This window comes from Burkholderia alba, assembly GCF_034721475.1.
Classification (GTDB): Bacteria; Pseudomonadota; Gammaproteobacteria; order Burkholderiales; family Burkholderiaceae; genus Burkholderia; species Burkholderia alba.
In genome coordinates this window covers 101,690-124,594 of sequence record NZ_JAWJWL010000004.1, presented here as the reverse complement: position 1 = coordinate 124,594, position 22,905 = coordinate 101,690, and the positions used below count along the sequence as shown (strand labels likewise).

19 protein-coding genes are annotated in these 22,905 nt (G+C 65.4%); 17 read left to right on the top strand and 2 right to left on the bottom strand.

Annotation, left to right across the window (positions count from 1 at the left end):
• Positions 1-81 precede the first annotated feature (81 nt).
• The 14 genes from ispG to RZR99_RS05500 all read left to right on the top strand — a co-directional run bounded on the left by ispG (position 82) and on the right by RZR99_RS05500 (position 15,905).
• Positions 82-1,386, top strand: a complete 1,305-nt coding sequence (ispG, locus tag RZR99_RS05565) for a flavodoxin-dependent (E)-4-hydroxy-3-methylbut-2-enyl-diphosphate synthase (RefSeq protein WP_323118744.1) — start codon at positions 82-84, stop codon at positions 1,384-1,386.
• Positions 1,387-1,402: 16 nt separating this feature from the next.
• Complete coding sequence (gene hisS, locus RZR99_RS05560) at positions 1,403-2,743, top strand: histidine--tRNA ligase (protein WP_323118743.1); 1,341 nt, start codon at positions 1,403-1,405, stop codon at positions 2,741-2,743.
• A gap of 52 nt (positions 2,744-2,795) precedes the next feature.
• Positions 2,796-3,425 (top strand): tetratricopeptide repeat protein, encoded by a 630-nt coding sequence (locus RZR99_RS05555; RefSeq protein ID WP_323118742.1) that lies wholly within the window; start codon positions 2,796-2,798, stop codon positions 3,423-3,425.
• Between the two features lie 45 nt (positions 3,426-3,470).
• Complete coding sequence (gene bamB / locus RZR99_RS05550) at positions 3,471-4,616, top strand: outer membrane protein assembly factor BamB (protein ID WP_323118741.1); 1,146 nt, start codon at positions 3,471-3,473, stop codon at positions 4,614-4,616.
• A 267-nt stretch (positions 4,617-4,883) separates the two neighbouring features.
• Positions 4,884-6,221: a ribosome biogenesis GTPase Der gene (gene der / locus RZR99_RS05545; RefSeq protein ID WP_323118740.1), complete on the top strand. Its 1,338-nt coding sequence runs from the start codon at positions 4,884-4,886 to the stop codon at positions 6,219-6,221.
• 143 nt (positions 6,222-6,364) lie between these two features.
• On the top strand, positions 6,365-6,604 hold the full coding sequence (gene hfq / locus RZR99_RS05540; RefSeq protein ID WP_047901242.1) for an RNA chaperone Hfq: 240 nt from the start codon (positions 6,365-6,367) through the stop codon (positions 6,602-6,604).
• A 72-nt stretch (positions 6,605-6,676) separates the two neighbouring features.
• The gene (gene hflX, locus RZR99_RS05535) at positions 6,677-7,840 is read left to right on the top strand and encodes a GTPase HflX (protein WP_323118739.1); all 1,164 of its coding nucleotides are present in this window, start codon (positions 6,677-6,679) and stop codon (positions 7,838-7,840) included.
• 47 nt (positions 7,841-7,887) lie between these two features.
• Complete coding sequence (gene hflK / locus RZR99_RS05530; protein ID WP_323118738.1) at positions 7,888-9,246, top strand: FtsH protease activity modulator HflK; 1,359 nt, start codon at positions 7,888-7,890, stop codon at positions 9,244-9,246.
• Between the two features lie 15 nt (positions 9,247-9,261).
• Positions 9,262-10,161 (top strand): protease modulator HflC, encoded by a 900-nt coding sequence (gene hflC, locus RZR99_RS05525; RefSeq protein ID WP_323118737.1) that lies wholly within the window; start codon positions 9,262-9,264, stop codon positions 10,159-10,161.
• 39 nt (positions 10,162-10,200) lie between these two features.
• Positions 10,201-10,392 carry a DUF2065 domain-containing protein gene (locus RZR99_RS05520; RefSeq protein WP_323118736.1) on the top strand — a complete coding sequence of 64 codons (192 nt, stop codon included), beginning with the start codon at positions 10,201-10,203 and terminating at the stop codon, positions 10,390-10,392.
• A gap of 134 nt (positions 10,393-10,526) precedes the next feature.
• Positions 10,527-11,675, top strand: a complete 1,149-nt coding sequence (locus RZR99_RS05515; RefSeq protein ID WP_323118735.1) for an ATP phosphoribosyltransferase regulatory subunit — start codon at positions 10,527-10,529, stop codon at positions 11,673-11,675.
• A gap of 112 nt (positions 11,676-11,787) precedes the next feature.
• Positions 11,788-13,134 carry an adenylosuccinate synthase gene (locus RZR99_RS05510; RefSeq protein WP_323118734.1) on the top strand — a complete coding sequence of 449 codons (1,347 nt, stop codon included), beginning with the start codon at positions 11,788-11,790 and terminating at the stop codon, positions 13,132-13,134.
• 7 nt (positions 13,135-13,141) lie between these two features.
• Positions 13,142-13,735 (top strand): phosphoribosyltransferase, encoded by a 594-nt coding sequence (locus RZR99_RS05505; protein ID WP_323118733.1) that lies wholly within the window; start codon positions 13,142-13,144, stop codon positions 13,733-13,735.
• Positions 13,736-14,012: 277 nt separating this feature from the next.
• Positions 14,013-15,905, top strand: a complete 1,893-nt coding sequence (locus tag RZR99_RS05500) for a potassium transporter Kup (RefSeq protein WP_323118732.1) — start codon at positions 14,013-14,015, stop codon at positions 15,903-15,905.
• A gap of 231 nt (positions 15,906-16,136) precedes the next feature.
• On the opposite strand, the gene RZR99_RS05495 is transcribed toward RZR99_RS05500, so the two are convergent.
• A complete protein-coding gene (locus RZR99_RS05495; RefSeq protein WP_323118731.1) occupies positions 16,137-18,470 on the bottom strand; it encodes a Tex family protein in 2,334 nt (777 codons plus the stop codon).
• A gap of 142 nt (positions 18,471-18,612) precedes the next feature.
• On the opposite strand from RZR99_RS05495, the gene RZR99_RS05490 reads away from it, so the two are divergent.
• From RZR99_RS05490 to RZR99_RS05480, 3 genes are all read left to right on the top strand, one after another.
• Positions 18,613-19,356: a hypothetical protein gene (locus RZR99_RS05490; protein ID WP_323118730.1), complete on the top strand. Its 744-nt coding sequence runs from the start codon at positions 18,613-18,615 to the stop codon at positions 19,354-19,356.
• An 85-nt stretch (positions 19,357-19,441) separates the two neighbouring features.
• Positions 19,442-19,657 (top strand): YdcH family protein, encoded by a 216-nt coding sequence (locus tag RZR99_RS05485; RefSeq protein WP_323118729.1) that lies wholly within the window; start codon positions 19,442-19,444, stop codon positions 19,655-19,657.
• A 59-nt stretch (positions 19,658-19,716) separates the two neighbouring features.
• A complete protein-coding gene (locus RZR99_RS05480) occupies positions 19,717-21,975 on the top strand; it encodes an ATP-dependent DNA helicase (protein WP_323118728.1) in 2,259 nt (752 codons plus the stop codon).
• A 92-nt stretch (positions 21,976-22,067) separates the two neighbouring features.
• Here RZR99_RS05480 and RZR99_RS05475 read toward each other — a convergent pair whose 3' ends face one another.
• Entirely contained in the window at positions 22,068-22,892 is an 825-nt protein-coding gene (locus RZR99_RS05475; protein WP_323118727.1) for an outer membrane protein assembly factor BamD, read from the bottom strand.
• Positions 22,893-22,905 lie beyond the last annotated feature (13 nt).

Genomic DNA, 22,905 nt, shown 5'->3' with positions numbered 1-22,905 from the left:
GCCGTGGCTGACCGGGCACGGCGCTTTTTCAATTCGCGCGCTGCCACGGAGGCGGCGCGTCCGGCGTAAATGGATCTATCGATGCAATCCGAAGCTCAATCCCCACGCAGCAGTCAGATTTGTTCAACCGAACCGGTGTTCGGCGGGCACGCGCCGCGGCGCGTGTCGCATGCGGTGGATGTCCGTTGGGGCGGGCAGCTCGTCACGATCGGCGGCAATGCGCCGGTCCGCGTGCAGTCGATGACGAATACCGATACCGCCGACGCGATCGGTACCGCGATCCAGATCAAGGAACTGGCCAATGCCGGCTCCGAACTGGTGCGGATCACGGTGAACACGCCCGAAGCCGCCGCCGCGGTGCCCGCGGTGCGCGAGCAGCTCGACAGGATGGGTGTGACGGTGCCGCTCGTCGGCGATTTTCACTACAACGGGCATTTGCTGTTGCGCGATTACCCCGCCTGCGCGGAAGCGCTGTCGAAGTACCGGATCAATCCGGGCAACGTCGGCCAGGGCGCGAAGCGCGACACGCAGTTCGCGCAGATGATCGAGGCGGCGGCCCGTTACGACAAACCGGTGCGGATCGGCGTGAACTGGGGCAGTCTCGACCAGGATCTGCTGGCGCGCATGATGGACGAGAACGGCGCGCGCGCGCAGCCGTGGGGTGCGCAGAGCGTGATGTACGAAGCGCTGATCCAATCGGCGATCGGTTCGGCCGAGCGGGCGGTCGAACTGGGTCTCGGACGCGACCGGATCATCCTGTCGTGCAAGGTCAGCGGCGTGCAGGATCTGATCGCCGTTTATCGCGAGCTGGCGCGTCGCTGCGGCTTCGCGCTGCATCTGGGGTTGACCGAGGCCGGGATGGGCTCGAAGGGCATCGTGGCATCGACGGCCGCGCTCGGCGTGCTGCTGCAGGAAGGGATCGGCGACACGATCCGTATTTCGCTGACGCCGGAGCCGGGTGCGCCGCGCACGGGCGAGGTGGTGGTCGGCCAGGAAATCCTGCAGACGATGGGCCTGCGCGCATTCGCGCCGATGGTGATCGCGTGCCCGGGCTGCGGCCGTACCACGAGCACGCTGTTCCAGGAACTGGCGATGCAGATCCAGACCTACCTGCGCGAGCAGATGCCGATGTGGCGCAAGGCGTATCCGGGCGTCGAGAAGATGAACGTCGCGGTGATGGGCTGTATCGTGAACGGCCCGGGCGAATCGAAGCACGCGAACATCGGCATCAGCCTGCCGGGTTCGGGGGAGAACCCCGCCGCGCCGGTGTTCATCGACGGCGAGAAGGTCAAGACGCTGCGCGGCGAGCATATCGCGGAAGAGTTCCAGCAGATCGTCAGCGACTACGTCGAGCGTAACTATGGCCGCGCCGCGGCCTTGAATTGAATCGTCAACCGAACAGATGACAGAACAAAAGCGAAAGATCGAGAAGCTGGCCGGCGTCAAGGGCATGAACGACATCCTGCCGCAGGATGCCGGGCTGTGGGAGTTCTTCGAGGCGACCGTCAAGTCGCTGCTGCGTGCGTACGGCTATCAGAATATCCGCACGCCGATCGTGGAGCATACGCAGCTTTTCACGCGCGGTATCGGTGAAGTGACCGATATCGTGGAAAAGGAGATGTACAGCTTCACCGATGCGCTGAACGGCGAAAACCTGACGATGCGTCCGGAAAACACCGCCGCCGTCGTGCGCGCGTCGATCGAGCACAACCTGCTGTACGACGGCCCGAAGCGGCTGTGGTACATCGGGCCGATGTTCCGTCACGAGCGCCCGCAGCGCGGCCGCTATCGGCAGTTCCATCAGGTCGGCGTCGAGGCGCTCGGCTTCGCGGGCCCGGATGCGGACGCGGAAATCATCATGATGTGCCAGCGCCTGTGGGACGACCTCGGGCTGACCGGCATCAAGCTCGAAATCAATTCGCTGGGCCTTGCCGAAGAACGCGCCGCGCATCGCGTCGAACTGATCAAGTACCTCGAGCAGCATGCCGGCAAGCTGGACGAGGAAGCGAAGCGCCGTCTGTATACGAATCCGCTGCGCGTGCTCGACACGAAGAATCCGGCGCTGCAGGACGTCGCGCAGAATGCGCCGAAGCTGATCGACTTCCTCGGCGACGAATCGCGCGCGCATTTCGAGGGTCTGCAGCGGCTGCTGAAGGCGAACAACATTCCGTTTACGGTCAATCCGCGGCTGGTACGCGGGCTCGACTACTACAACCTGACGGTGTTCGAATGGGTGACCGACAAGCTCGGCGCGCAGGGCACGGTCGCCGCCGGCGGCCGTTACGACCCGCTGATCGAGCAGCTCGGCGGCAAGCCGACCGCCGCATGCGGCTGGGCGATGGGCGTGGAGCGTATCCTTGAACTGTTGAAGGAAGACGATCTGGTGCCGGAGCAGGACGGCGTCGACGTCTACGTCGTTCATCAGGGCGATGCGGCGCGCGAGCAGGCGTTCATCGTCGCGGAGCGGCTGCGGGATACGGGCCTCGACGTCATCTTTCATTGCAGCGCGGACGGCGCGTCGTCGAGCTTCAAGTCGCAGATGAAGCGCGCGGACGCGAGCGGAGCGGCGTTCGCGGTGATCTTCGGCGAAGACGAGATCCAAAACGGCACCGCCGGCGTGAAAGCGTTGCGGGGTGCGGGTGTGGACGGTGAAAAGAACGTTCAAGAGTCCGTGCCGGTCGAAGGCTTGACCGAATTTCTAATCAATGCGATGGTTGCATCCGCCGAAGACGGCGACGACTGATCGTGGCGCGTCCGGTCAATAAAAAGCGTGTACAGGAAGGAATCGCTGAGCGATGAGTTATCACGACGAACAAGAATCGATTGAAAGCCTGAAAGCATGGTGGGCCCAGTGGGGCAATCTCACGACGTGGATCGCGATCGCCGCGCTCGTCGTGGCGGCCGGCTGGAACGGCTGGAACTACTGGCAGCGCCGTCAGGCGGCGGAAGCCTCGGTGTTGTACGAGCAGGTGCAGCAGGCCGTCGCGTCGAACGACAAGGCGAAGGTTGCGCGGGTTGCGTCCGACATGGAAGACAAGTTCGGCCGCACCGCCTATGCCGAAATGACGGCGCTCGCCGCGGCGAAGTCGCTGTACGGCTCGGGTGACCTGGCGGCTGCGAAGGCACAGCTGCAATGGGCGATCGACCACGCGACCGACGACGACTACAAGCAGATCGCGAAATTGCGGCTGGCGACGCTGCTGCTGGACGAGAAAGCGTACGACACGGGTCTCGCGCTGCTGTCCGGCACGCCGCCCGAGGCGTTCAAGGCGCTCGTCGCGGATCGCCGCGGCGATCTGCTGGCCGCTCAGGGCAAGAGCGACGACGCCAGGACGGCGTACAAGCTTGCACTCGACACGCTGCCGAAGCAGGACGACTCCGCTCGCCAACTGGTGCAATTCAAGCTGGACGCGCTCGGCGGCTGAGCGCCCCCGCTCCGTTTTAACAACCTAACTTTGCTTCGCTCACCGATGAATTTGCTGAAACGTTACGCTGCACCCGTTGCCTGCGCGGCGGCCGTCCTGGTTCTGGCGGCCTGCTCGTCATCGAAGGACGCGCGCCGCGTGCCGACGCCGCTCACCGAGATCAAACCCGTGCTCGACGTTCAGCAGGTATGGAAGGCGAGTGTCAGCAAGGGCGGCCGCTATGCGTTCTCTCCGGTCGCCGTGGGCGATGCGGTGTATGTCGCCGGCGCGAACGGTTCGGTCGAGAAGATCGACGCGAAAACGGGCCAGGAAGTCTGGCGCACGAAGCTGAGTTCCGATCTGTCCGCCGGTGTCGGCAGCGACGGCAATCTGACGGCGGTCGGCGCGTTGAAGGGCGGCGTGTTCGTGCTGGGCCCCGATGGCAAGCTGCTGTGGAAGACCACGGTACAGGGCGAGATTTTCTCGCCGCCGCTCGTCGGCAACGGTCTCGTGGTGGTCCGCACGATCGACGGCCAGGTGATCGCATTTTCCGCACAGACGGGCGAGCAGAAGTGGAATTACCGGAACCGCGCGGTACCGCTCAACCTGCGGGTGTCGTCGGGCATGACGTTCGCGGGCGACGCGGCCGTGCTGGCCGGGTTCCCGGGCGGCGGGCTGGTGGCGATCAACCTGCAGACGGGCGACCCGTTCTGGCAGACCCCGGTCTCGTTTCCGAAGGGGGTGACGGAAGTCGAACGGATCAACGACGTGAGCGGCCCGCCGACGCTGGTGGGTGCGGAAACCTGCGCGGTGACGTTCCAAGGGCAGCTCGGCTGTTTCGATGCGAATTCGGGCCGTCCGCAGTGGGAAAAGCCGTTCTCGAGCCGCAGCGGCATCGCGCAGGATGATTCGGTCGTGGCGGGCGGCGACGATTGGTCGGTGGTGACCGCGTACGATTCGTCGTCGGGCAACCAGCTGTGGCGCAACGACAAGCTGAAGAGCCGCGACGTGGGCGTGCCGTACGTGCTCGGCCGGGCCGTGGTGCTGGGCGATTACCAGGGTTATGTGCATTTCCTGTCCCGTGACGACGGCACCTTCATCGCCCGCATGAAGACGGACGGCAGCCCGATCACGGCTGCGCCTGTGCTGGCGGGCAACACGCTGGTGATCCAGACCCAGGACGGCGGCATCTACGGCTTCCGCCCGCGCTGAGCGCGGCGGGTGTAGTATCTGCGCGGCTCCGCCAGGGTGCGGGCCGCGCGTTGTTTTTGCGCAGACGATTGACGACGGCGGGACGCCCCGGCTACGCGAGCTCGGTCCGTCGTCGGATGCGACAGCCGTTCGAGAAGGAACGCCGGCGCCGGACGTGCGCCGCGGCGCCGCTCCCGAAGCGGCGCCAATTCGTGCTAATTTTCATTAAACGCAGCCGCCCGCCGCAGCGGGCCTCCCTCTGCTGCGTTTCACCGTAGACGACATCAGATGAAACCGGTCATTGCCCTCGTTGGGCGCCCCAATGTGGGGAAATCCACGCTGTTCAACCGGCTCACGCGCTCGCGCGATGCGCTGGTCGCCGATTTGCCCGGCCTGACGCGCGATCGCCATTACGGCGAAGGGCGGGTCGGCGAGCGGCCCTATCTGGTGGTCGATACGGGCGGCTTCGAGCCCGTCGCGAAGGACGGCATCCTGCATGAAATGGCACGCCAGACGCGCCAGGCCGTCGAGGAAGCCGACGTCGTCGTGTTCATCGTCGACGGCCGCAACGGCCTCGCGCCGCAGGACAAATCGATCGCCGACTATCTGCGCAAGACCGGCCGGCCGATCTTCCTGGTCGTCAACAAGGCGGAAGGGATGAAGTACACCGCGGTCGCGACGGATTTCTACGAGCTCGGGCTCGGCGATCCGCGCGCGATCTCGGCCGCGCACGGCGACGGCGTCACGGAGATGATCAACGAGGCGCTCGGCGTCGCCTATGCGGGCCAGCCGGAGGAAGAGGACGCGGATGCGGCGACGCGCGGCATCAAGATCGCGATCGTCGGGCGGCCGAACGTCGGCAAATCGACGCTCGTCAACACGCTGATCGGCGAGGATCGCGTGATTGCGTTCGACATGCCGGGCACGACGCGCGATTCGATTTACGTCGACTTCGAGCGCAACGGCAAGCCGTATACGCTGATCGATACGGCGGGCCTGCGCCGGCGCGGCAAGGTGTTCGAGGCGATCGAAAAATTCTCGGTGGTGAAAACGCTGCAGTCGATTGCCGACGCGAACGTCGTCATTCTTCTGCTGGATGCGCGCCAGGACATCTCCGATCAGGACGCGCACATCGCGGGCTTCGTGGTCGAACAGGGACGTGCGCTGGTGGTGGGCGTGAACAAGTGGGATGGTCTCGATGCGCACGTGCGCGATCGTACCAAGGCGGATCTGACGCGCAAGCTCAAGTTCCTCGAGTTCGCCAAGTTTCACTTCATTTCGGCGGCGGAGAAGACCGGCATCGGTCCGTTGCTGCGCTCGGTCGACGAAGCGTACGCGGCCGCGATGGCCAAGCTGCCGACCCCGAAACTCACGCGCGCGCTGATGGAAGCGGTCGAATTCCAGCAGCCGCGCCGTCGCGGGCCGGTGCGTCCGAAGCTGCGCTACGCGCACCAGGGCGGGCAGAATCCGCCCATCATCGTAATCCACGGTAACGCGCTCGATGCTGTCACCGAGACGTATAAGCGGTACCTTGAAAACCGCTTCCGAGAAACTTTCTCGCTGACGGGGACTCCATTGCGAATAGAGTTCCGCTCGTCACACAACCCGTACGCGGACAAAGGCTGAATTCCCCCGCCCGGCAAGGGATCGGCCGAACGGCCGTGGTCGGGCCGGGTGAGGAAAATCGGCTATAGTGTAGCGATTGACGGCGGATCTCTTTTTCTTCGCCGCCAATCTAGATCAACCTGCAAAAAAAGATGGAGTACGCCATGAGCAACAAAGGGCAATTGTTACAAGACCCGTTTTTGAACGCACTGCGCAAAGAGCATGTGCCGGTTTCGATCTATCTGGTCAACGGCATCAAGCTTCAAGGGAACATCGAATCGTTCGACCAGTACGTTGTGTTGCTCCGTAACACCGTGACCCAGATGGTCTACAAGCACGCCATTTCAACGGTCGTGCCGGCCCGGCCGGTGAATTTCCACCCGGACGCGGAAGCGACGTCCTAACCCATTGCCGCGGCTGGCATCAGGTCGCCGTCGGCGATACATGCCAGCCGCTCTATTTTGATATCCGACAATTTGATCAATGCAGCGTTAGTCGGCATCGATTTCGGTAAAACCGATTTCGAAGCCAGTCTCGAAGAACTCAGCCTGCTCGCCTCCAGCGCGGGCGCCCATCCCGCCGTCACCCTGACGGGGCGCCGTGCCAGCCCCGATGCCGCGATGTTCGTCGGCAGCGGCAAAGCCGAAGAACTGCGGCTCGCCTGCGAAGCGAACGACGTCGAAGTCGTCATCTTCAATCATGCGCTGGCGCCTGCCCAGCAACGCAATCTGGAGCGTGCGCTTAACCGGCGCGTGATCGACCGCACCAGTCTCATTCTCGACATCTTCGCGCAGCGCGCCCGCAGCCACGAAGGCAAGCTGCAGGTCGAACTTGCCCAGCTCCAGTACCTGGCCACCCGGCTGATTCGCGCGTGGACCCACCTGGAACGTCAAAAGGGCGGTATCGGCTTGCGCGGTCCCGGCGAAACGCAGCTCGAAACAGACCGCCGCCTGATCGGCGACCGGATCAAGATGCTGAAATCGCGGCTCGAGAAGCTGCGCCGGCAGCATCACACGCAGCGCCGCCAGCGCGAACGCAACCGGACCATGTCGGTGTCGCTCGTCGGCTATACGAACGCGGGCAAATCGACGCTGTTCAATGCACTGACGAAAGCGCAGGCCTATGCGGCGGACCAGCTGTTCGCGACGCTCGATACCACGTCGCGGCGCGTGTACCTGGGCGACGAGGTCGGTCAGATCGTCGTGTCCGATACGGTCGGCTTCATTCGCGAGCTGCCTCACCAACTGGTGGCGGCGTTCCGGGCGACCCTCGAGGAAACGATTCACGCCGACCTGCTGTTGCACGTGGTGGACGCATCGAGCGCGGTGAGGCTCGAACAGATCGAGCAGGTCAACGAGGTGCTGCACGAAATTGGGGCGGATTCGATCCGGCAGATCCTGGTGTTCAACAAGATCGATGCGGTCCCCGAGCTGGCAGCCCGAGGGGGCACGGTTGAGCGGGATGAGTATGGTAATATTTCGCGCGTCTTTTTGAGCGCGCGCACGGGCCAGGGTCTGGACGCGTTGCGTGCCGCCATCGCCGAGATCGCTACCGCGGAACATCTTTCCGGCGCCGAGCCGCTTGACGGCCCGCCGGCAGAACCACACGAAGACCACACGGTTTCCGAACACGGGGGCTAACCGGCCCCCGCCGGCTCGCCGGCGCCTTATCTGGTGAACAAACTCAGGTGAACGATTACAACGAGCGGAGTACCTGGCTGCGCAAGCGCGCCATGCTATCGATCAACGATCCCCGCTGGGGACGCGGAGACAGCAACGGCGACAAACCGCGCGCCAACGAACCGAAGCGTCCGGAAGGCCGCGACGGCGACGGCCCACCCGATCTCGACGAGATGTGGCGGAATTTCAATCGCCGCCTGAGCGGGCTGTTCGGCGGCAAAGGCAAGGGCGGCGGCAACAACGGCTTCCGTCCGGACAACGGCCGCACCGCGCGGATCGGCGTCGGCATCATTGCGGGCGTGGTGATCGCCGTCTATCTCGGCAGCGGCATTTTCGTCGTTCAGGATGGGCAGACGGGCGTCGTGCTGCAACTCGGCCAGTACAAGGACACCGTGGCGCAGGGCGTGCACTGGCGCATGCCGTATCCGTTCGAATCGCATGAAATCGTCGATACCGCACAGACGCGCTCGATCGAAGTCGGCCGCAACAACGTGGTGCGGCTCGCGAACGTGAAGGATGCGTCGATGCTGACGCGCGACGCCGATATCGTCGATGTGCGCTTCGCGGTCCAGTACAAGATCAAGTCGGCCACCGACTACCTGTTTCGCGCGGTCGATCCCGAGCGTAGCGTGTCGCAGGCCGCGCAGGCGGCGGTGCGGAACATCGTCGGGGCGCGCAGCGCCGACGATGTGCTCAATCAGGATCGCGACGCGTTGCGCGATCAGCTCACGAAGGCGATCCAGACCGATCTCGACCGCTATCAGTCCGGTCTCGTCGTCACGGGGGTGACGGTGCAGGGCATCCAGCCGCCGGAGCAAGTGCAGGCGGCTGTCGACGGAGTCGCGAAAGCGCGCCAGGACAACGAGGCCGCGAAGACCGCGGCGCAAGCCTATGCGAACGAACTGCTGCCGCGCGCGCAGGGCGACGCGGCCAAGATGACCGATGAAGCGAAGGCCTACGCCGACCGCGTGGTCGCGCAGGCGGAGGGCGATGCCGAGCGCTTCAAGCAGGTCTATGCGCAGTATTCGAAGGCGCCGGCGGTGATCCGCGAGCGCATGTACCTCGAGACGATGCAGGAGATCTATTCCAACACCACGAAAGTGTATGTCGGCAACAAGGCGGGCAACAGCATGCTGTATCTGCCGCTCGACAAGATCGTCGAGCAGGGCCGCCAGCGCGCCGGCGATGCACCCGCGGACAATGCGGCGGCAGCCCCGGCGCCCGCGAGCGGCGCGGCCGCCGGCGCGCCGGTCGCCTCTTCCAGCGCCACGGCCGCGGCGAGTGCCGCGAGCCAGGCGTCCGGCAGCGATGCGCTGCGTTCGCGCGAGGCTTTCCGAAGCCGTACGCGCGAAGACGAACTGCAGTAACCAGGAGCGCATGTCATGAATCGAATCATTGCGCTCGTCGTAGCGATCGTGGTTATCGCGTTCGTCGCGTCGTCGACGGTGTTCGTCGTCGATCCGCGTCACGCGGTGGTATTGTCCGCGCGCGATGGCGCGGCACCGACGCTGGTCGGCCCCGGTCTGCACTTCAAGTTGCCGCCGCCGCTGCAGACGGCGACCGCCGTCGACGTCCGGATCCAGACGCTCGATGCCGCCGATCCGCAGAGTTATTCGACCTCGGATAAGAACGACGTTCTCGTGAGCCCGGTCGTCAAGTACCGGATCGCCGACGTACTCAAGTACTACAGTGAAACGACCGGCGCGCCGCGCGGCGCGGCCGATCGCCTCGCCACCGCGCTCAAGGGCGCGCTGGGCGGCGCGATCGCGAAGCGCACGCTCGGCGACACGATCGGCGGCCAGCAGGCGATCGCCGACGAGACGAAGGGTGCGCTGCAGGCGGACGCGACGCGCTTCGGCGTCGACATCGTCGACGTGCAGCTGACCCGCGTCGATCTGCCCGCGGCGATGGCGGACAGCGCCTACCAGCGCATGACGGCCGCGCAGCAACAGTTGGCGAACCAGGTGAGCGCGGAAGGCGCGGCGCAGGCCGAGCAGATCAGGGCGGATGCCGGGCGCGAGCAGCAGGCGGTTCTCGCGAATGCGTACAAGTCGGCGCAGACGATCAAGGGCGAGGGCGATGCGAAGGCGGCCGCGATTGCGGCGGACGCGTTCGGCCGCGATCCGCAGTTCTATCAGTTCTACGCGAGCCTGCAGGCGTACCGGAACAGCTTCAAGCCGCACGACATCATCGTCGTCGATCCCGACAGCGAGTTCTTCCGCTTCATGCGCAGCCCGACGGGCGGCGCCGCGACGCCGGCAGCCGCTCCCCGCAAACATTGACGCACAAGGGGCGCCGCGTCGCGCGGCGCTGTCGATTGCATGGATCTGGCCGGCTCGTTACTGCTTGCGCTTGCGCTGATGCTGATTATCGAAGGGATCTTTCCCTTCGTGTTTCCGGTCGCCTGGCGCGACACGTTTCGTAGAATAGCGGAACGGCCCCCGCATCACATTCGGATCGGCGGGCTGATCGTCATGGTGATCGGGCTGGCGCTGCTGCTGCTCGCCACCTGATCCGGGCGGCCGCGCCGTTCGTCGGTGGTTTCCCTGTTTCGCTTCCCGGATCCGTGAGTCCGGGTCGCCCGTTTTTCCGAGTCAATCCGAGGCGCGCCGCCGCGCGCCGTGTTTCCCGTCGTAGGACCGCAACGATGTCGACCTGGTTACTTCCCGAGAATATCGCCGATGTATTGCCGTCGGAAGCGCGCAAGATCGAGGAACTGCGCCGCAGGCTGCTCGACCGCTTCCGCGCATATGGCTATGAAATGGTCATGCCGCCGCTGCTCGAGTATCTCGAGTCGCTGCTGACGAGCGGCGGTGCCGATTTGCGGCTGCGTACCTTCAAGCTCGTCGACCAGTTGTCGGGCCGCACGCTCGGCCTGCGTGCCGACATCACGCCGCAGGTTGCACGCATCGACGCGCATCTGCTGAACCGCCAGGGCGTGACCCGCCTGTGCTATGCCGGCAACGTGCTGCATACCCGTCCGCGCGGTCTGCACGCGACGCGCGAACAGATCCAGATCGGCGCCGAAATCTACGGCCACGCGGGCCTCGAGGCAGATCTCGAAATCCAGCAGCTGATGCTCGATGCGCTGCATCTCGCTGGTCTGACGAAAATCCGCCTCGACCTGTGCCACGCCGGCGTACTGGGCGCGCTGTTCTCGCGCGACGCGGCCGCGGCCGCGCGCGGCGAGGCGCTGTACGATGCGCTCGCGGGCAAGGACGTGCCGCTGCTGAACGAACTGACCGACGATCTGAGCCCGGATACCCGCGCGGCGCTGCGGGCGCTGCCGCGTCTCTACGGCGATGCGTCGGTGCTCGACGATGCGCGCCGGCTGCTGCCGGCGCTGCCGGAAATCACCCGGGCGCTCGACGACCTCGCGCAGCTCGCCGCGCAGGTGACGAACGCCGAAGTGGCGATCGACCTCGCGGATCTGCGCGGTTACGCGTACCACAGCGGCGCGATGTTCTCGGCCTACGTCGATGGCGTGCCGAACGCGGTCGCGCGCGGCGGCCGCTACGATCACGTCGGCCAGGCCTACGGTCGGGCTCGCCCGGCGACCGGCTTCTCGCTGGATCTGCGCGAAATCGCGCGGATCTCGCCGATCGAGGCGCGCGGCGCCGCGATCCTCGCGCCGTGGAAGCAGGACGACGCGCTGCGCGCGGCGGTCGCCGCATTGCGCGATGCGGGCGAGGTGGTGATCCAGGCCCTCCCGGGGCACGATCATGTCCTCGACGAGTTCGCGTGCGATCGCGCGCTGGTCGAACAGGCCGGCGCCTGGGTCGTCGAACCCCGCTGACGCGAGGCTCCGCCGGTCTTTTAGCGTTCCACATCGTTGAAGCGAAACGGAAAAATTCGGAACCGGCGGCGAACATAGGTAGAATACGTTTTTAACCAGCTATCAAATCAACATGTCTGCCAGCGCAGTGAACGTGACTCCCGGGCGCAACGTCGTCGTCGTGGGTACTCAATGGGGTGATGAAGGCAAGGGCAAGATCGTCGACTGGCTGACGGACCACGCTCAAGGCGTTGTGCGTTTCCAAGGCGGTCACAACGCCGGCCACACCCTCATCATCGGCGGCAAGAAAACCATCTTGCGCCTCATCCCGTCGGGCATCATGCGTGAAGGCGTCGCCTGCTACATCGGCAACGGTGTGGTGCTGTCGCCGGAGGCGCTGTTCAAGGAAATCGGCGAACTGGAAGACGCGGGCCTCAAGGTCCAGGATCGCCTGTTCATCTCCGAAGCCGCCACGCTGATCCTCCCGTATCACATCGCGATCGACCAGGCGCGCGAAGCGCGCCGCGGCGCGGGCAAGATCGGCACGACGGGCCGCGGCATCGGTCCGGCCTACGAAGACAAGGTCGGCCGCCGTGCGCTGCGCGTGCAGGATCTGTTCGATGCGAAGACCTTCGCCGACCGCCTGCGCGACAACCTCGATTTCCACAATTTCGTGCTGACCCAGTACCTCGGCGGCGCGGCGGTCGATTTCCAGGCCACGCTCGATACGATGCTCGGCTATGCCGACCGTCTGAAGCCGATGGTAACGGACGTGTCGCGCCGCCTGTACGACGTGAACAATGCAGGCAACAACCTGCTGTTCGAAGGCGCGCAGGGCACGCTGCTCGATATCGATCACGGTACCTATCCGTTCGTCACGTCGAGCAACTGCGTGGCGGGCGCGGCATCGGCGGGCGCGGGCGTCGGTCCGCAGAAGCTCAACTACATCCTCGGCATCACGAAGGCGTATTGCACGCGCGTCGGCGCGGGTCCGTTCCCGAGCGAGCTGTACGATGCGGACAACCCCAAGCGTCAGGATCAGGTTGGCGTCACGCTGGCGAACGTCGGCAAGGAATTCGGCTCGGTCACGGGCCGTCCGCGCCGTACCGGCTGGCTCGACGCGGCCGCACTGCGCCGCTCGATCCAGATCAACGGCGTGTCGGGTCTCTGCATGACGAAGCTCGACGTGCTCGACGGCCTCGACGAAGTGAAGCTGTGCGTCGGCTACAAGATCGACGGCAAGGATCTCGACATCCTGCCGCGCGGCGCGGCCGAGGTGGCGCGTTGCGAGCCGGTCTACGAGACCTTCGGCGGCTGGAAGGAAAGCACGGTCGGCATCAAGTCGTGGGATGCGTTGCCCGCGAATGCGCGCGCTTACCTGACGCGTATCCAGGAAGTGGCCGGCGTGCCGGTCGATATGGTGTCCACGGGCCCGGATCGCGACGAAACGATCCTGCTGCGCCACCCGTTCAAGGTGTAAGGCTTCGATGACGCAAAACAACATCCCTGCGATCGTGATGTCCGATCCGCGTAACGACGAGAAGAACCTCTGGGTGGGCTGGGACGAATACCACCGCCTTATCGAGTTGCTGGCGCTCGCCGTGCACGACTCGGGCTGGAAGTTCGACAAGATCCTGTGCCTCGCCCGCGGCGGCCTGCGCGTCGGCGATCAGCTGTCGCGCATCTACGACCTGCCGCTCGCGATTCTCGCGACGAGTTCGTACCGCGAGGCTGCCGGCCACGAGCAGGGCGATCTCGACATCGCGCAATACATCACGATGACGCGCGGCGAACTGTCGGGCAACGTGCTGCTGGTCGACGATCTGGTCGATTCGGGCGTGACGCTCGCGCGCGTCCAGCAGCATCTGAAAGAGCGCTACCCGGCGATCACCGCCGTGCGCTCGGCTGTGCTCTGGTACAAGGGTTGCTCGAAGGTGAAGCCGGATTACCATGTCCAGTATCTGCCGACGAATCCGTGGATTCACCAGCCGTTCGAGGAATGGGATACGGTCCGGCCGCACAATCTCGGCGCGTGGATCAAGCGCGGCAACGCGCAGCGCGAAGACGGCGCGGGCAAGTAAGCCTCCCGTAAAGTCGACACGAAAAACGGCGTCTTTCAGGCGCCGTTTTTTTTCGGCTTTTTTACGGCGGCGCGCGGGGCGGAGCGAAACCGATAGGCACGTCATCGTTGCGCGGCTATCATGGCGCCCCAGAGCAGGGGTGTACCGGGGGGCCCATGCTACACTGGGCTTGCCGCCGCACGTGGTGCGTTGACAACACCGAAAGGCGGCATTTTTGCGTGCCCAGTTAGAATAGCGCTCGTTTTTTCCGACCCCAGAACGGATTTACTACGCTTTTATGACCGACACGAACCACTCGTCCACGCGCCAGCATTCTCTGCAATCGCTAGCGATAGCCGCAATCGGTGTGGTCTTCGGGGACATCGGCACCAGCCCGCTGTACTCCCTCAAAGAGGCGTTCAGCCCTTCCCACGGCATTCCTCTCACGCAAGGTTCGATTCTCGGGGTGATCTCGCTGCTGTTCTGGGCCATCATCCTCGTCGTCGGCGTCAAGTACGTGCTGTTCGTGATGCGCGCCGACAACAACGGCGAAGGCGGCGTGCTCGCGCTGATGGCGCTGGCGCTGCGGCCGCTCGATCCGAGAAAGCGCATGACGGGCTTCCTGATGGCGCTCGGCATCTTCGGCGCCTGCATGTTCTACGGCGACGCGGTGATCACGCCGGCCATTTCGGTGATGTCGGCGGTCGAAGGGCTCGAGATTGCGACGCCGCAGTTGTCGCATCTGGTTCTGCCGATCACGATCGTGATCCTGATCGCGCTGTTCTGGATCCAGCGTCACGGCACCGCGACGGTGGGCAAACTGTTCGGCCCGATCATGGTGCTGTGGTTCATCACGATCGCGGTGCTGGGCGTGTATCACATCGTGCGCGTGCCGACCATCATGGCCGCGATCAATCCGTACTACGCATTTTCATTCATGTCGGAGCACGTGCTGCAGGCGTACGTCGTGCTCGGCTCCGTCGTGCTCGTGCTGACGGGCGCGGAGGCGCTGTACGCGGACATGGGCCACTTCGGCGCGCGGCCGATCCGGCTCGCCGCCTACGTGCTCGTGATGCCTTCGCTCGTGCTGAACTATTTCGGCCAGGGCGCGCTGCTGATCCAGGATCCGAAAGCGATCGAGAATCCGTTCTACCTGCTCGCGCCGCAATGGGCGCTGCTGCCGCTCGTCGTACTGTCGACGGTAGCGACGGTGATCGCGTCGCAGGCGGTGATCTCCGGTGCCTATTCGCTTACGAGTCAGGCGATCCAGCTCGGCTACGTGCCGCGCATGAAGGTGCTGCATACGTCGGAGCTGGCGATCGGGCAGATCTACGTGCCGGTCGTGAACTGGCTGCTGCTGTTCGTGATCCTGTGCATCGTGATCGGCTTCAGGACGTCGGACAGCCTCGCGGCGGCCTACGGCATCGCGGTGACGGCGACGATGGTGATCACCACCGTGCTGGCCTGCGTCGTGATGGTGAAGGTCTGGAACTGGAACCGATTGCTGGTGGGGTTCATCATCGGCGTGTTCATGATCATCGATTTGGGCTTCTTCGGCGCGAACCTGCTGAAGGTCGCGCAGGGCGGCTGGCTGCCGCTCGGCATCGGCGCGCTGCTGTTCTTCCTGCTGATGACCTGGTACAAGGGGCGGCATATCGTCAAGGAGCGCACGGCTGCCGACGGTATTCCGCTGACGCCGTTCCTGCAGGGGCTGCTCGCGCATCCGCCGCATCGCGTGTCGGGCACGGCGATCTACCTGACGGGCAACGACAAGCTCGTGCCGGTCAGCCTGCTGCACAACCTGAAGCACAACAAGGTGCTGCACGAGCGGACGATCTTCCTCACGTTCGTGACGCGCGACATTCCCTATGTCCGGGACGAGGAGCGCCTCACCGTGCAGGAGGCGGGCGGCGGGCTCTACATCGCGAAGGCCGAATACGGTTTCAACGAGACGCCGGACGTGAAGGCGGTGCTCGAAGAAGTGGGCCGTACCTACGACATGACCTTCGAGCTGATGGACACGTCGTTTTTCCTGGCCCGCGAGACGGTGGTGCCGACGCATCTGCCCGGCATGTCGATCTGGCGCGAGCGCGTGTTTGCGTGGATGCACCAGAACGCCGCGAAGCCGACCGACTTCTTTGCCATCCCGGCCAATCGCGTCGTGGAACTGGGGACGAAGATCGAGATCTGAGCGCGGCGCGCTCGAAGGATCGACGCGAACGGGCGACGGCTCGTTCGCATGCTTGTCGGGCAGGGCGTTCGGCCTTGTCGAGTCGGCCGCCATCGGCCAGGTTCCGATATCGAGCGTCGAGCGCGCGGCGGTCTCCCGTCATCGAAGCAGCGGTGTACATACCGCTGCGACCTGTAAAAAAGCCCGCCGTGACGGCGGGCTTTTTCGTGGCGCGGGCGCTGACGGCCAGGCTCAGCGCTGCTTGAGCTTCGCGAACGCCGCGGCCATCGCGCCGGCCGCTTCCGGCTCGCGGGAACGTTGCGGGCGCGGGCTGCCGCCCCCGTTGCCGCGCATGCTGCCGCGATCCTGCGCGCCGCCGCTGCGGCCGCCTGGCGCCGCTTCGTCGTCGAGCCGCATCGTGAGCGCGATCCGCTGCCGCTTCACGTCGACCTCGAGCACCTTCACCTTGACCACCTGGCCCGCCTTCACGACTTCGTGCGGATCCTTGATGAACTTCGTCGACATGGCCGACACGTGGACGAGGCCGTCCTGGTGTACGCCGATGTCGACGAACGCGCCGAACGCCGCGACGTTGGTCACTACGCCTTCCAGCATCATGCCGGGTTCGAGATCCGACACTTTCTCGACGCCGTCGCGGAAAGTGGCCGTTTTGAACTCGGGACGGGGATCGCGACCCGGTTTTTCGAGTTCGGCGAGGATGTCGCGCACGGTCGGCAGGCCGAACCGCTCGTCGACGAATTCGGCGGGCGACAGGCCCGACAGCGCGTCACGGTTGCCGAGCACGTCGTCGATGCGCTTCTGGATCTTCGCGAGCATCCGCTCGACGACCGGATACGCCTCCGGGTGGACCGAGGAACGGTCGAGCGGGTTGTCGCCGCTATTGATCCGCAGGAAGCCGGCGGCCTGTTCGTAGGTCTTGTCGCCGAGGCGCGGCACCTTGCGCAGGTGGTCGCGCGACGGGAACGGGCCGTTCGCGTCGCGATAGTCGACGATGTTGCGCGCGAGCGTCGCGTTCAGGCCAGACACGCGCGCGAGCAGCGCCACCGACGCGGTGTTCGCGTCGACGCCGACCGCGTTCACGCAATCCTCGACGACCGCGTCGAGCGAGCGGGCCAACTCGCGCTGGTTCACGTCGTGCTGGTATTGGCCGACGCCGATCGCCTTCGGCTCGATCTTCACGAGTTCGGCGAGCGGATCCTGCAGACGGCGAGCGATCGAGACGGCGCCGCGCAGCGTTACGTCGAGATCCGGGAATTCCTTCGCGGCCATTTCGGACGCCGAGTACACCGATGCGCCGGCTTCCGACACGACGATCTTCTGCAGCTTGAGCTCGGGATGCTTCGCGATCAGCTCGCTCGCGAGCTTGTCGGTCTCGCGCGATGCGGTGCCGTTGCCGATGCTGATGAGCTCAGCCTGCGTCTGCGCGGCGATCCGGGCGAGCTTTGCGAGCGAGCCGTCCCAGTCGCGGCGCGGCTCGTGCGGATAGATCGTGTCGGTGGCGAGCACCTTGCCGGTGCGATCGACGACCGCGACCTTCACGCCGGTGCGCAGCCCCGGATCGAGGCCGATCACGGCCTTCGGGCCGGCCGGCGCGGCCAGCAGCAGATCCTTCAGGTTGCGGGCGAATACGCGGATCGCCTCATGCTCGGCGGTTTCGCGCAGCTGGGTGAGCAGCTCGGTCTCGATATGCGGCTGAATCTTCACGCGCCAGCACCAGCGGCAGACGTCGGAGAGCCATTTGTCGGCGGGTCGGTTCTGGTTCGCGATCCCGACTTGTCGGGCGATCATCGCTTCGCCCGGATGCGGAACCTGCGCGTCGAGCTCCTCGCCAAGCCCCAGCTTGACCGTCAGCACGCCGGCGTTGCGGCCGCGGAACAGGGCGAGCGCGCGGTGCGACGGCACGGTCTTGAGGGTTTCCGAATAGTCGTAGTAATCGCGGAATTTCTCGCCTTCCTCGGTTTCCTTGCCTTCCACGACGGCCGACGACACGATGCCCTGGTTGAACAGATAGTCGCGCAGCTTGCCGAGCAGGTCGGCCGTTTCGCCGAATTGTTCGGACAGGATGTCGCGCGCGCCGTCGAGCGCGGCCTTCACGTCGGCGACGCCCTTGTCGGCGTCGACGTAGGCGGCAGCCTCCGTCTGCGGATCGAGCAGCGGATTCGCGAGCAGCGCCTGTGCGAGCGGATCGAGCCCCGCTTCTCGGGCGATCTGAGCCCGGGTGCGGCGTTTGGGTTTGTAGGGCAGATACAGATCCTCGAGCACCTGCTTGCTGTCGGCGGCGTCGATGGCCGTGCGCAATTCGTCCGTCAGCTTACCTTGCTCGTCGATGCTGGCGAGGATCGTTGCGCGGCGGTCTTCGAGTTCGCGCAGGTACAGCAGGCGCTCTTCCAGGTGGCGCAGCTGCGTGTCGTCCAGATTGCCCGTCACTTCCTTCCGGTAGCGGGCGATGAACGGAACGGTGGAGCCTTCATCGAGGAGTTGCACCGCCGCGGCGACCTGGCGGGGTTGAACAGTCAGTTCGGTGGCGATGCGCTGGACGATCTTGAGTGCTACGGTTTCCGTCATGTCGTGATGTGCGTCTACGGCCTGCTGAAAGCGCCCGGGCCGGCTGTCTGGACCATCGAGCCGGATGGGGGCGGGTGAATGGAGCGGGGCATTTTGCCATAAATGCGAAAGCGCCCATCCGCGGGGTGATAGAATTTGACACATGTCCCGCAGCTTTCCTACGACGTTGCCAACTTCCCGCTTCCCCCTTGTCGCGCTTGCCGCCGCGCTTGCTGCTGCGTTGTCTCTTCCGGTCGTGACCGCCCGCGCGCAGGCGCCGGATGCCGCGCCGGCCTCGGGAGCGATCGCCGCGCCGGCCGACGACACGAATTTCGACACGCGTCAAAAAGTGCTCAATCAGCGCTCGGCAGAAAACGATTATCGTTATGCCGTGGCCCAGCACGATTGCTACAGCAAGTTCTTCGTCAACTATTGTCTGAACAAAGCCCGCGACACGATGCGCGACGAGCGCTCGAGCATCAGCGAGCAGCAGCTGGCGCTCGACGACGAGCAACGCGCGGTGCGCGCGCAGCAGCGTGACCAGCAGCTGGCGCTGAAGCAGGCGCAGCAGCAGGCGGATGCGCCGCAGCGCGCGGCGAACGAGGCGGCGAATTCGGCGGCCTACCAGGACAAGCAGCAGCAAAATGCGCTGAAGCGCGCGGAGCGCGACGCCGAGGGGCCGCAGCGGGCAGCGAACCAGCAGGCATACGGCCAGAAGCAGGCCGACTTCCAGCGCAAGCTGGACGATGCGCGCGCGCAGGGTGCGCAGAAGGCGCAGGAACGGGCGGACAATGCCCAGCGCTATGACCAGAAGCAGCAGGCCGCCGCGCAGCACAAGGCGGACGTCGAGGAGCGGCAGCGGCAGGCCGCCGAGAAGGCACAGCAAAAGCAGCAGCAGGGGCAGTAACGCGCACGCGTGGGTGGTCGATTCGGAAAGCAGTCTCAGGCGCACGGCCGTCGCGGGCGTGCGCTGTCTTAGTGAGGAGGCGAGTATGCAAACCCGTTATGCGGACACGCAACAAGAGTTGCACAATCGGTTGGTCTCGTTGCAGGAGCTGCACAGTCAGCTCGCCCGCGAAATCGAGCTGAAGGAAGGCCGTTCCGACATTGACGACCTGGCGCTGCACCGGCTGAAAAAAGAAAAGCTGCTGGCCAAAGACAAAATCATCATGCTGCAATCGCAGCTCCAACCGGATAAGCGCGCCTGAGCGCGGCCTGGCAAGCGCCGGTGCCGCGGCGGGCACCGGACACCTAGGAACCGCTTGCCTTGAATTCACCGCTTGATGCCACTTCCGACGCGCAGCGCGACGATTCGTCCGCCGCGCGTTCACGCACGCCTGTCGACGGGGCGTATACGCCGAGCACGAAACGCATCAACGAACTCGACGCCATCTTTGGCGACGGGGGGCTGCTGGCGCGCGTGCTTGACGGCTATCGTCCGCGCGCGTCGCAGATCGACATGGCGCGCGCCGTCGCCGCCGCGATGGAGGCGTCGGGCAAGCTGATGCCCGAACCCGAGATGTTCGACACGCGCAAGCGTCCCGCGCGCCGCCTGCCGGGCGATGCCGCAGGCGGCAGCGATGCGTCGCCCGTCGCCGAAGCCGGCGACGAGCAGGCCGACAACACGCTGATCGTCGAGGCCGGCACGGGCACCGGCAAGACCTATGCGTATCTGGTGCCGGCGATGCTGTGGGGCGGCAAGGTGATCGTGTCGACCGGTACGAAGCACCTTCAGGATCAGCTGTTCCAGCGCGACATCCCGACGGTGCGCGACGCGCTCGCGGTGCCGGTGACGGTCGCGATGCTGAAGGGGCGCGCGAATTACCTGTGCCACTACTATCTGCAGCGAACGGCCGATAACGGCCGTCTGCCGTCCCGTCAGGACACCGCGTATCTGCAGGAAATCGTCCGTTTCGCGAAAATCACGCGCAGCGGCGACAAGGCCGAACTGGCGAGCGTGCCGGAAACGGCGCCGGTCTGGTCGATGGTTACCTCGACTCGCGACAACTGCCTCGGTCAGGAGTGCCCGCACTACAAGGAGTGCTTCGTGATGCAGGCGCGCCGCGACGCGCAGCAGGCGGACATCGTGGTCGTCAATCACCACCTGTTCTTCGCCGACATCATGCTGCGCGACACCGGTATGGCCGAGCTGCTGCCGAGCGCGAACACGGTCATTTTCGACGAAGCGCACCAGCTGCCCGAGACGGCCACGCTTTTTTTCGGCGAGACGCTGTCCACCACGCAGATCCTCGAACTGGCGCGCGATGCGGTGGCGGAAGGCCTGAGTCACGCACGCGATGCCGTCGAATGGGTGAAGCTCGGCGGTGCGCTGGAGCGTGCGACACGCGACGTGCGGCTCGCGTTCGGCGACGATGCCGTAGTGCGCGTGTCGCTCGGGCAATTGGCCGACGATCATCCGCTGTTCGGTGCGCTCGACGGACTCGAAGCCGCGCTCGATGCGCTCGCGGCGGCGCTGTCCGGGCAGGCGGAGCGGGCCGAATCGATCGGCGCGTGCCTGCGCCGCGCGCGCGAGCTGCAAGACCTGCTCGCGGGCTGGATCGCACCCGACGCGCAGCGGGAAGCCGCCGACGCCGAGGCCGCCCGGGATGCCGGCGGCGACGCGAAGCGCGCGGACGATCCCAATGAAAAAGTGCGTTGGGTCGAGGTGTTTTCGCACACGGTGCAGTTGCACGAGACCCCGCTGTCGGTCGCGCCGATTTTCGCGAAGCAGCGCGCGGGCGTGCCGCGCGCCTGGATCTTCACGTCCGCGACCCTCTCGGTGCGGGGCGATTTCACGCATTACGCGGCGCAGATGGGCCTCAATGCGCGCCGCTCGATGACACTGGCGAGCCCGTTCGACTATTCGACCCAGGGCCTGCTGTACGTGCCGCGCAATCTGCCGCAGCCGTCGTCGCCCGCGTTCACGGATGCGGTGTTCGAGGCGGCGTTGCCCGCGATCGAGGCGGCCGGAGGCGGGGTATTCATGCTGTGCACGACGCTGCGCGCGGTCGACCGGATCGCGAACAAGCTGCGCGACCTGATTGCGTCGCGCGGGTGGAATACGCCGCTGCTGGTGCAGGGCGATGCGAGCCGGACCGAACTGCTCGACCGGTTCCGCGCATACGGCAACGCGATCCTGGTCGGCAGCCAAAGCTTCTGGGAAGGTGTCGACGTGCGCGGCGACGCACTGTCGCTGGTCGTGATCGACAAGCTGCCGTTCGCGCCGCCCGACGATCCGGTGCTGGCGGCGCGGCTCGAAGCGTTGACGAAGAAAGGCCTGAGCCCGTTCGCGGCGCACCAGCTGCCGCAGGCGGTGATCACGCTGAAGCAGGGCGCGGGACGGTTGATCCGCGCGGAGACGGATCGCGGCGTGCTGATGATCTGCGATACGCGGCTCGTCGACAAGCCCTACGGCCGGCGCATCTGGCAGAGTCTTCCGCCGTTCAAGCGAACCCGCGAGATCGACGTGGTGCGCGAGTTCTTCGCCGAACGCCGGACGGCCGAGGCGGAGACCGAGGAAGTCTGAGCGGCGCGGGCAACGGCCAAAGCCTGCCGCCAATAAAAAAACCGGCCGCTACGGCCGGGTTTTTGTTTTTCAGTCGCCGGATGGGGCGCGGGTCAGAACTGCCACCACGATTTCTTCGCACCCGGGCGAGCGTGGCCCGTGACGTACGGGCTGTCGGGGAAGGTCGACGCGAGCACGCGCTTGGTGTCGTCGGCCAGCTGCGGCTGATTCAGCCTGTTGTACGACAGCATCATGATGTGCAGCGCATCCTCGATCGCGGGCGCGCTCTTGTATTCCTTGATTGCGAGCTGCGCGCGGTTGATGGCCGCTACATACGCGCCGCGACGATAGTAGTAGTCGGCCGCGTGCACTTCGTGCGACGCCAGCGCGTTGACGATGTAGCGCATCCGCGCGGCGGCGTCCGGCGCATACTTGCTCTTCGGATAACGATCGACCACGATCTTGAACGCGTCGTACGACTCGCGCAGCGCCTGCGGATCGCGCTCGCTCATGTCCTGGCCCGAGAAGCGGCCGAACAGGCCGAGATCGTCGTTGAAGTGGATCATGCCCTTCAGGTAGTACGCGTACGAGATGTCGGGATGATCCGGGTGCAGCTGAATGAAGCGGTCGACGGCCTGATCGGCGGCCGCCAGCTCATTATCCTTCCAGTTGCAGTACGCTACGTTGATCTGCGCTTGCTGCGCGAAATGACCGAACGGGTCGCGGCCCTGCAGCGATTCGAAGTACTTCGCGCACTTGCCCCAGTCGCCGCCCGACAACGCATCCTGAGCCTCTGAGTATAATTTGTTGTTCGCCCAGGTCGCCGTTTCATCGGTCTTCTGTGGCAGGCCGTGGCAGCCCGCTATCAGGGCGGCGGCCGAAGCCAGCGCAGCCCAGACGGCCACAGGTTTTGCCGTACGTTTGGTCGAATTCATCATGGTGAAGAGGGCT

Bases quoted from the DNA above. Each gene is read 5' to 3' on its own strand.
- ispG (WP_323118744.1), top strand. From the start codon at position 82: ATGCAATCCGAAGCTCAATCCCCACGCAGCAGTCAGATTTGTTCAACC.
- hisS (WP_323118743.1), top strand. From the start codon at position 1,403: ATGACAGAACAAAAGCGAAAGATCGAGAAGCTGGCCGGCGTCAAGGGC.
- RZR99_RS05555 (WP_323118742.1), top strand. From the start codon at position 2,796: ATGAGTTATCACGACGAACAAGAATCGATTGAAAGCCTGAAAGCATGG.
- bamB (WP_323118741.1), top strand. From the start codon at position 3,471: ATGAATTTGCTGAAACGTTACGCTGCACCCGTTGCCTGCGCGGCGGCC.
- der (WP_323118740.1), top strand. From the start codon at position 4,884: ATGAAACCGGTCATTGCCCTCGTTGGGCGCCCCAATGTGGGGAAATCC.
- hfq (WP_047901242.1), top strand. From the start codon at position 6,365: ATGAGCAACAAAGGGCAATTGTTACAAGACCCGTTTTTGAACGCACTG.
- hflC (WP_323118737.1), top strand. From the start codon at position 9,262: ATGAATCGAATCATTGCGCTCGTCGTAGCGATCGTGGTTATCGCGTTC.
- RZR99_RS05520 (WP_323118736.1), top strand. From the start codon at position 10,201: ATGGATCTGGCCGGCTCGTTACTGCTTGCGCTTGCGCTGATGCTGATT.
- RZR99_RS05515 (WP_323118735.1), top strand. From the start codon at position 10,527: ATGTCGACCTGGTTACTTCCCGAGAATATCGCCGATGTATTGCCGTCG.
- RZR99_RS05510 (WP_323118734.1), top strand. From the start codon at position 11,788: ATGTCTGCCAGCGCAGTGAACGTGACTCCCGGGCGCAACGTCGTCGTC.
- RZR99_RS05505 (WP_323118733.1), top strand. From the start codon at position 13,142: ATGACGCAAAACAACATCCCTGCGATCGTGATGTCCGATCCGCGTAAC.
- RZR99_RS05500 (WP_323118732.1), top strand. From the start codon at position 14,013: ATGACCGACACGAACCACTCGTCCACGCGCCAGCATTCTCTGCAATCG.
- RZR99_RS05495 (WP_323118731.1), bottom strand. From the start codon at position 18,470: ATGACGGAAACCGTAGCACTCAAGATCGTCCAGCGCATCGCCACCGAA.
- RZR99_RS05490 (WP_323118730.1), top strand. From the start codon at position 18,613: ATGTCCCGCAGCTTTCCTACGACGTTGCCAACTTCCCGCTTCCCCCTT.
- RZR99_RS05485 (WP_323118729.1), top strand. From the start codon at position 19,442: ATGCAAACCCGTTATGCGGACACGCAACAAGAGTTGCACAATCGGTTG.
- RZR99_RS05475 (WP_323118727.1), bottom strand. From the start codon at position 22,892: ATGATGAATTCGACCAAACGTACGGCAAAACCTGTGGCCGTCTGGGCT.